The organism is Thalassolituus sp. (assembly GCF_034111725.1).
Classification (GTDB): domain Bacteria; phylum Pseudomonadota; class Gammaproteobacteria; order Pseudomonadales; family Oceanobacteraceae; genus Thalassolituus.
On the sequence record NZ_JAWUWR010000069.1, the window covers coordinates 63,811 to 72,851 of the forward strand.

The 9,041-nt window shown below is 46.8% G+C and carries 5 protein-coding genes and 1 pseudogene; all 6 read left to right on the forward strand.

Going from position 1 to position 9,041, the window contains the following annotated elements; translation table 11 throughout:
• Position 1 precedes the first annotated feature (1 nt).
• On the forward strand, positions 2-946 hold the full coding sequence (locus UXZ23_RS12020) for an rRNA adenine N-6-methyltransferase family protein (protein ID WP_320820807.1): 945 nt from the start codon (positions 2-4) through the stop codon (positions 944-946).
• On the forward strand, positions 939-3,191 hold the full coding sequence (gene relA / locus UXZ23_RS12025) for a GTP diphosphokinase (RefSeq protein WP_320820808.1): 2,253 nt from the start codon (positions 939-941) through the stop codon (positions 3,189-3,191). The genes UXZ23_RS12020 and relA overlap by 8 nt, the downstream gene beginning before the upstream one ends.
• Complete coding sequence (mazG, locus tag UXZ23_RS12030; RefSeq protein WP_320820811.1) at positions 3,191-4,009, forward strand: nucleoside triphosphate pyrophosphohydrolase; 819 nt, start codon at positions 3,191-3,193, stop codon at positions 4,007-4,009. Before relA ends, mazG begins: the two co-directional genes overlap by 1 nt.
• 177 nt (positions 4,010-4,186) lie before the next feature.
• Positions 4,187-6,820, forward strand: a complete 2,634-nt coding sequence (gene ppc, locus UXZ23_RS12035; RefSeq protein WP_320820809.1) for a phosphoenolpyruvate carboxylase — start codon at positions 4,187-4,189, stop codon at positions 6,818-6,820.
• Positions 6,821-7,145: 325 nt separating this feature from the next.
• On the forward strand, positions 7,146-7,799 hold the full coding sequence (adk, locus tag UXZ23_RS12040; RefSeq protein ID WP_225666184.1) for an adenylate kinase: 654 nt from the start codon (positions 7,146-7,148) through the stop codon (positions 7,797-7,799).
• Positions 7,800-8,268: 469 nt separating this feature from the next.
• Positions 8,269-9,041 (forward strand): annotated as a pseudogene (locus tag UXZ23_RS12045) (hypothetical protein); the annotation flags it as partial.

Genomic DNA, 9,041 nt, shown 5'->3' on the forward strand with positions numbered 1-9,041 from the left:
GGTGCGATATAGCAAAGAGCAAAACACGAACTTTGTTGGCTTCCGTGAAGGCGCTTCCCACCACATTAGTAATGTCGATCGCTGTGCGGTATTGCCTGATCATCCGGCATTGGAGTGGCAAGACTGGCGGCCATTATTAAATTCGTTAGATGCGCGTGCTCTCGTGACCCAAATTGAAGTGATTGCTGCTGATAATGCGATTGCGTTGGTATTGCGTGCGCTCAAACCCTTACAGGACGGTGATCGCAATAAATTAGTTGGCCAATTAAAAGAGTGGCAAAAGCGGGGCGAAGAAGCCGGTTTACTGCCTCTGCAGCTGTGGTTACGAACTGAAAAGGACGGCGAGGCGGAATGCCTATGGCCAACGCCCCCCGCCACTTTGCATCACCTAGTTGATGGCATGCCGTTGAATTTAGCCCTGACCGATTTCGTGCAAGTTAATGGAGATGTGAATCGCGCTATGGTTGCGCAAGCCCTTGAGTGGCTCGCACCGACAGAAGATGAACGTATTTGGGATTTATTTGCGGGCCACGGCAATTTCTCTATGCCATTGGCTCGACGCAGCAAACATGTCGTCGCTTTGGAAGTTCAAAACAGTATGGTGACCAGTCTAGCGGATCAAGCTGAACAGTTGGCCCTTCCTTTGCAGGCGGTTTGTGCAGATTTATCAGACGAAGGGCGTTTGGCGCATTTAGAAAGCCCCAATGCCATTTTACTTGACCCACCTCGCGCCGGTGCTGCCGAGGTAATGCACGATATTGCACGACGTCGTATTCCACGAGTTTTATATGTGTCTTGTGATGCAGCGACGTTGGCCCGTGATCTTAATGTGCTTAGCCAACAAGGCTACGCCGTTACAAAAGCAGGAATAATGGATATGTTTCCACAAACACACCATGTAGAAACTATGGTATTGCTTGAATACCAAGGAAAATCGCATGGTTAAAGTCCGAGATGATCACCCGTTATTGCATGACGGGTCATTGGATGTTGATCGTTGGTTAGAAAGCATTCAGCACTCGCAAGATGTGAAAGATCCGGAAGCTCTACGCGATGCTTTGGTGTTAGCGAAACAGTTGTCTGACGAAGCTATCGCTAACCGCACTTATTGGTCAATCGACAGCGTGCAGATGGGTATTGAGATGGCGCAAATCCTTTTGGATTTACGTCTCGATAGTGCTTCTGTTATTGCGGCTATTTTGTATCGTGCGGTCCGTGAAGGTCGTTTAGCATTAAATAAAGTTGAGCGGCAGTTTGGTGAGGAAGTTGCCAAATTGATCGAGGGCGTTTTGCGGATGGCAGCAATTAGTGCCATTCAAAATTCGCGTGACGAAGTCGTTCTTGGTCAGCGTGAAGCGCAAGTCGATAACTTACGTAAAATGTTGGTCGCCATGATCGACGACGTGCGCGTTGCTTTGATTAAGCTGGCAGAACGTACATCGGCCATTCGTGCGATGAAAGATGCTCCAGAAGACAAGCGCCGTAAAGTTGCAGAAGAAGTTTTCAATATTTATGCGCCACTGGCTCATCGTTTGGGGATTGGTCATTTAAAGTGGGAATTAGAAGACTTAGCCTTTCGCTATTTACAGCCTGATGCCTATAAAAAAATCGCCTCGTTACTCGATGAAAAGCGCTTAACTCGTCAGTCCTACATCGAAGAAGTCGTGCAGCGTCTGCGCGATGAAATGACCAGTGCTGATATTTCCTGCGACGTGTATGGCAGGGCGAAGCATATCTACAGTATCTGGCGTAAAATGAGCCGCAAGAATCTGGATTTTTCTAAGATTTACGACATTCGTGCGGTCCGCATTCTGGTGCCTGAATTGCGCGATTGCTATGCCGCTCTGGGTATTGTTCATACTTTATGGCGTCATATTCCTAACGAATTTGACGACTACATCGCCAACCCGAAGGAAAACGGCTATCGCTCTTTGCATACAGCTGTAATCGGACCCGAAGGTAAGGTGCTGGAAGTACAAATCCGTACTCATGCCATGCATGAAGATGCCGAGCTCGGTGTTTGTGCTCATTGGTTATATAAAGGCACAGACACCAACGCCAAAGATCAAGGCTATGAGCAAAAAATTGCTTGGTTACGACAAGTGCTTGAGTGGCATGAGGAGCTGGATGATTTACCGCAATTAATCGGTGAGTTACGTAGCGACATTAACCCAGACCGTATTTACGTATTTACGCCTGAAGGCCATGTGGTGGACTTGCCACCTAAAGCAACTCCGGTTGATTTTGCCTATCGTGTGCATACCGAAGTCGGTAATAAATGCCGTGGCGCTAAGGTCAATGGCCGTATTGTGCCGCTGACGTATTTATTGAAAACGGGTGAGCAAATCGAAATTTTAACCAACGCGAATGCACATCCAAGCCGTGATTGGTTGTATCCCGACTCTGGTTATATTCATACCACTCGTGCGCGGGCAAAAGTTGCACATTGGTTTAAATTACAAGATCGCGATAAAAATATTGAAGAAGGGCGTCACCTCGTTTTACGCGAAGTTGGACGTTTAGACTTGGCCGATGAGCCTCTGCATGAAGTGGCGCTGCAGCTTAATATGCGCTCGGTCGACGATATGTTTGCGGCTGTCGGTGCGGGCGATTTACGCATCGGCCAAATCGTTCATATGCTGTTAAAGCTGGCTGACAAAGGTGGTGCGCAACAGCAAGAACTGCCGCTTATTCGTCGTCATGAGCCGACCGATCGTGTTGCGAAATCCGATGATGTCTTTATTGAAGGTGTCGGTAATCTATTAACGGTTATGGCGCAATGTTGTTTACCCGTACCGGGTGACGATATTCATGGTTACGTGACCATTGGCCGTGGCGTTACCGTGCATCGTAGCGACTGTGAAAACTTACTACATTTAGCTTCTATTGAGCCACAGCGAGTTTTACAAGTCAGTTGGGGGGATCGTCCTTCTAATATTTACCCAGTAGAAATGTTGATTCAAGCCTACGACCGTACCGGTTTATTACGCGATGTGAGTTCCTTGTTAGCCAACGAACGGGTTAACGTTGTTGCGGTTAATACGTTGTCGAATCAGGGTGATAACACGGCTTCAATGAGTTTAACCGTTGAAGTGGATAGTCTCGAACGCTTAGCGCGACTGATGAGTAAAATTGACCAGCTACCTAACGTGGTGTCGACTCGTCGGGTTCGCGGTGGAGCCAAACCATGATGATCGCCCAATATGGCTTAGAGCAATTGCTGTATACCATGCAGCGTCTGCGTAACCCGCAGACAGGTTGCCCATGGGATTTGCGTCAGGATTTTGCCAGTATTCTTCCTCATACTCTGGAAGAAGCGTATGAGGTTGCGGATGCTATCGAACGTCAAGACTGGCCGCACCTTGAAGAAGAACTTGGTGATTTACTTTTTCAGGTTATTTTTTACGGACAAATGGGGGCAGAACAAGGTCGTTTCGATTTAAGTTCTATCATTCACCGTTTGGTCGAAAAACTGATTCGTCGTCATCCTCATGTATTTCCTGATGGCACTCTAACCAGCCAGCGTGATCCTAGTATCAGGCCGCAAGAGTCTGAAGTGAATATTCGCTGGGACGAGATTAAAGCGGCAGAAAAAGCAGCAAAGCCAGCGAAAATAGAGCGCCTGTTAGACGACGTTCCTGTTACTTTGCCAGCGCTCTCGCGGGCATTTAAATTACAGAAAAAAGCCTCATCTGTGGGTTTTGACTGGCCAGATATTCACGGCGTGTTAGATAAAATTCGTGAAGAATTAGATGAAGTAGAAGCTGAGTTCGAAGGTATGGACTCACAACGCCTTGAAGACGAAATTGGCGATGCGCTTTTTGCGATTACCAACCTAGCGCGCCATCTTAAAGTAGACCCTGAAGTTGCATTACGCGGTACCAACGAACGCTTTTATCAGCGCTTTTCTTTTGTCGAAGACGCCGCAGAAGAAGCGGGCGGTTTTAGTCAGCTCGAATTAGAGCATATGGATGCTGCTTGGGATGAAGCCAAGCGTCGCGGTAAATAACTTAAATTAGTCCAGCGCGGGCTAATTTATTGCCTTATTTCAGAGCATTCTCCTCACTGCTTATTTTTAGCACCATTGTTACCCTCATTTACTCCAGATCACAGCATAAGCGGTTGAAATTTCGTAGGAATGGGTCAATGCTTGATAGCAATGTTCGATCATTGCTAGGGGAACCCTATGGAAGAACTGGACGCATTGCTGCGCGACAAGGTCCGAGTGCTGGGTAGCCAGCTTGGTGGCACTATTGAACGACAGCTAGGCGATGGCATGCTTGAGCAAATTGAGCGTATTCGTAAACAAGCAAAGCTTGCCCGCCATGGCGATCCGAAAGAACGCGAAACACTTCTCGCTATGTTGCATGATATTTCTGATGATGAGCTTGGGCCTGTTGTACGCGGCTTTAATCAGTTTTTGAATTTGGCCAATATTGCAGAGCAGCAGCACGGAATCAGTTGGCGTCGCAGTGAACATCTGCAAGAAAATGTCGATAGCATGTTTAGCGAGCTACTTACTCGTCTAGAATCTTCAGGCATTCGTGGTATCGATTTAAGCCAGCAAGTTGCCGACGTCAATATTGAATTGGTATTAACCGCGCACCCAACGGAAATTACCCGCCGTACACTTATTCAAAAATATGATCACATAGCGCAGTTATTGCAGCGTCGCGATGATTTACGCGATGGCCATCCTGATTTAGCCAATATAGAACAAGAAATATCGCTGATTATTGATGAGATTTGGCATACCGATGAAATTCGCCAAGTACGCCCAACGGCTGTCGATGAAGCGAAATGGGGTTTTGCCGTTATTGAAAACTCTTTGTGGTACGCCATTCCTGCCTTGCTACGAGATTTAGATCAAGAATTACGCGCGCGTGGTAGTAGCGCTTTACCATTAACCGCCGTACCTATTCGTTTTTCGTCATGGATGGGAGGGGATCGCGACGGCAATCCGAATGTGACCGCCACCGTGACACGTGAAGTGCTATACCTCGCCCGCTGGATGGCAGCGGATTTGTTTTTACGCGATATAGAACTGTTAGGCATGCAGCTATCTATGAGTGAAGCATCAGCAGATATGCGTCAGCAATATACAGGTCGAGAACCTTACCGTGATTGCTTACACGATTTACGCAAAGGACTAGAAGATACTCGTCGCTGGGCTGATGCTTGCGCCGCTGGAGAAAGCACTAAGAAAGTCCCAATACTTGAACGCGAAGATGTTATTCGGCCATTAAAGTTGTGCTATGACAGTTTGGTTGATTGCGGCATGGATACCATCGCCAATGGCATGCTGTTAGATACCATTCGTCGTGCCGCGTGTTTTGGTATGTCGTTGGTGCGACTCGATGTAAGACAAGAGTCGACTCGTCACAGCGATGTGCTTCAAGCTATTTGTGAATATTATAGCTGGGGTGATTACAACAGCTGGACCGAAGACGAAAAGCAAACGTTTTTGCTGCGTGAATTAACTTCACGGCGCCCATTAATCCCCAACTTCTGGACGCCTTCAGCAGAGGTGCAAGAAGTATTGGATACCATGGCGGTGTTAGCAACGCCTGCTGGCGATGGCGTATCTTGCTACATTATTTCGATGGCCAGCGAGCCTTCCGATATTTTAGCGGTAGCACTTTTGTTGCAAGCGTGTGGCGTTAAACGTTTATTACCGATTGTGCCTTTATTCGAAACCTTGTCGGACTTAGAGCAGTCAGGTCCGCGGATGGATAAATTATGGTCCTTACCTTGGTATCGCGAATACAGCATGTGTCGCCAGCAAGTGATGATAGGTTATTCCGACTCGTCTAAAGATGCTGGCCAATTAGCCGCCGTTTGGGCGCAGTATCAAGCGCAGGAAACTTTGTCCCGCGTGGCAGCCGAGCAAGGCATTAAATTACGTTTATTTCATGGGCGTGGTGGTACCGTTGGACGCGGAGGTGGCCCTGCGCAACGCGCTATTTTGGCGCAACCACCGGGTTCAGTAACAGGCGGATTACGAGTGACCGAGCAGGGTGAAATGATCCGCTTTAAATTTGGTTTGCCAGCGGTTGCTCAGCGCAATCTTAAAGTTTATGTGTCAGCAGTATTAGAGGCTAACTTATTACCGCCAGCCCATCCTAAAGACGAATGGCGAGACATGATGTCGCAATTAGCGGCTGCAGGCGTTTCTTCTTATCGCGCAATGGTTAAAGACAATCCTGATTTTGTGCGTTATTTCCGTGCGGCAACGCCAGAGTCGGAATTAGGAAAATTATCATTGGGTAGTCGTCCTGCGCGCCGTCGTTCCGGTGGCGGTATTGAAACATTACGCGCTATTCCTTGGATTTTTGCTTGGACGCAAATGCGCTTAATGTTGCCTGCTTGGTTAGGGGCTGACGATGCGCTTCGAGTTCAGGTCGATAACGAGCAATTACCTCGACTTAAAGAAATGTATAGCGAGTGGCCATTTTTCCGGACTTACATCGACATGCTCGAGATGGTGTTGTCGAAAGCCGACCCAGCAATTGCACAGTATTATGAAGAACGTTTGGTTGAGCCAGAGCTGCAGCCAATCGGTAGCGTTTTACGTGAGCGTCTGGCGAATATGCGCAAGCTAGTGTTGGCAGTAAAAGAGCAAACAATGTTGCTGGAAAATAATAAAGCGCTGCAATATTCCATGCAGGTACGCGATCCTTATACCGATCCGTTGCACTATTTACAGGCCGAGCTTTTGTATCGTGAGCGTCAAGCTGCCGATATGGTTAGCAGCCAAGTTGAACGCGCTTTAATGGTGACGATGGCTGGTATCGCTGCGGGGATGCGTAACACCGGATAGCAATGAGTAATGTAGGCTCGATTTTGCACAATACAGGACAGTTCTGCGCCTAGATTGTGCGTATTGCTCATATTCCGTGCCTCGGCTATTTCAGCCGAGGTATTACGCAAAGTCTTGCCTTTATGCGGGCTGTAGGCCTAGTTACCTTCTGTTACACGGTTCAATAACGACCAAAGTCGATACTTCTTAGCGGGCAAAATTCTCTACAATCACTTGAGACTAAAGCGCCTTCGGAGTAAGGTTAGGCCTATTTTTTCGCCAACCTGATCAAAATTTAAACAATGAGTTCAGGCGGCCAGTTTTTTTAATCTCGAGGAGTATGCGCATGCGCGTGATTCTATTGGGTGCGCCAGGTGCTGGTAAAGGTACTCAGGCCCAGTTTATATGTGAACAGTTTGCTATTCCGCAAATCTCTACTGGGGATATGCTACGTGCTGCTGTTAAAGCCGGCAGTGAGCTTGGTTTAAAGGTAAAAGAAATCATGGAAACCGGCGGTTTGGTTTCTGATGAAATCATTATCGACCTAGTTAAAGAACGTATTCAACAAGACGACTGTGTAAACGGTTTTCTATTTGATGGTTTCCCGCGCACGATTCCGCAAGCGGAAGCGTTATTAGAAGGCGGTGTGGAAATTGATCACGTTGTTGAAATTGACGTAGCTGATGAAGAAATTGTTAAACGTCTAAGTGGTCGTCGCGTACATCCTGGTTCTGGTCGTGTTTATCACCTAGTTTACAATCCACCAAAAGTGGAAGGTAAAGACGATGAAACGGGTGAAGAGTTAGTTCAGCGTCCGGATGATGAAGAAGATACTGTGCGTAAGCGTTTAGCTATTTATCATGATCAAACAGCGCCTTTAGTTAGCTTCTATAAAAAGTTAGAAGCAGAAAAGGGCGATAGCGCGCCAAAGTATAGTCACATTCCTGGCGTTGGTTCGTTAAACGATATTACTGCGAAGGTATTGGCTGCTTTAGCTTAATCCTGAATCGTTATCGAAAGAGAAGAGGCCTTATGGCCTCTTTTTTTATTTTTGTCTCGGCACCGCATATCTTCTTCCCTCGTTAATCTACAACAATGATCAATTCATACAGGTGCATATATTCGACCTAACATTGGTTGTTTTTCGGCATTTAGTAGCCTTGGTAATACCTTAAGTTATTTGAAAAAGGTGTTATTGCCTTTTCTTTAGAGCCGGTCAAAAGCATCAATATGAATATGTCGTTAGACGCAGATACTTATTTGAATAGAAAAAAATCGGTTCATATCATTAAAATGATGAACTTTTACCGCCAAAAGGACATTAATAGTGCTAATTCACATAATATTGATAAACAACTTTTGGTTTTTTTAAATAAAAATACTATTATTGCTTCAGTTGGCTTATGCACACTATTAAGTTGTGCTAGCGTTAGCTTACCTGATCAGGCAAATACTAGAGGATTCAACCTATGGCTAGACCTAAAAAAGCTCCTGCCAAACGCGGACGTAAACCTGCTGTTAAAACAGTAGCTACTTCTGTCGTTCCAGCAGCAATTGCAAAAGCAACTGCAGCAGTAGAAAAAGCAGCTGTTGCAATTACTAAGCAACAAGAGCGCGTAGACGCAGCACTTAAAAAAGCAGCTGAAGCGAAAACTAAAGCCGCAGGCCCGCGTGCAACTGCAGCTGCAAAGCGTGCTGTTGTTTCAGCCGCAGCTAAAGTTAAAGCAGAAAAAGAAAAGTTGGCAGCTCTTCGTGCAACACTAACTGCAGCGAAGGCAGATCTTAAGTCAGCACAGGTTGAAGTTCGTATCGCCGATGCAGCTGAACAAGCTAAAACTGCAATTGCAGCATTTGAAGCTTCTATTACTGCTAAAGCAGATGCCGAATTGGCAAAAGCATTGGCAGCATTTGAAGTTAAATGGCGTAAAACTCGCAGCACCCAAGACGCTGCTAAAGTAAAAGCGCAAGCTGCTCGTGAAGAAAAGAAAGCTGCCGCTACTATTAAAAAATTAGCGGGCTCAACAGCTACTGCTAAGCCAGCGGCAAAACGTGGTCGTCCAGCGAAAGCAGCGACTACAGCAACAGCTTCAGCAGCACCGAAGAAACGTGGTCGTCCAGCGAAAGCAGCATCTACGTCAGCCGCTCCTGCAGCAGCTCCAAAAAAACGTGGTCGTCCAGCGAAAGCCGCTACGACTGTAGCCGCTCCAGCAGCAGCTCCAAAAAAACGTGGTCGTCCAGCGAA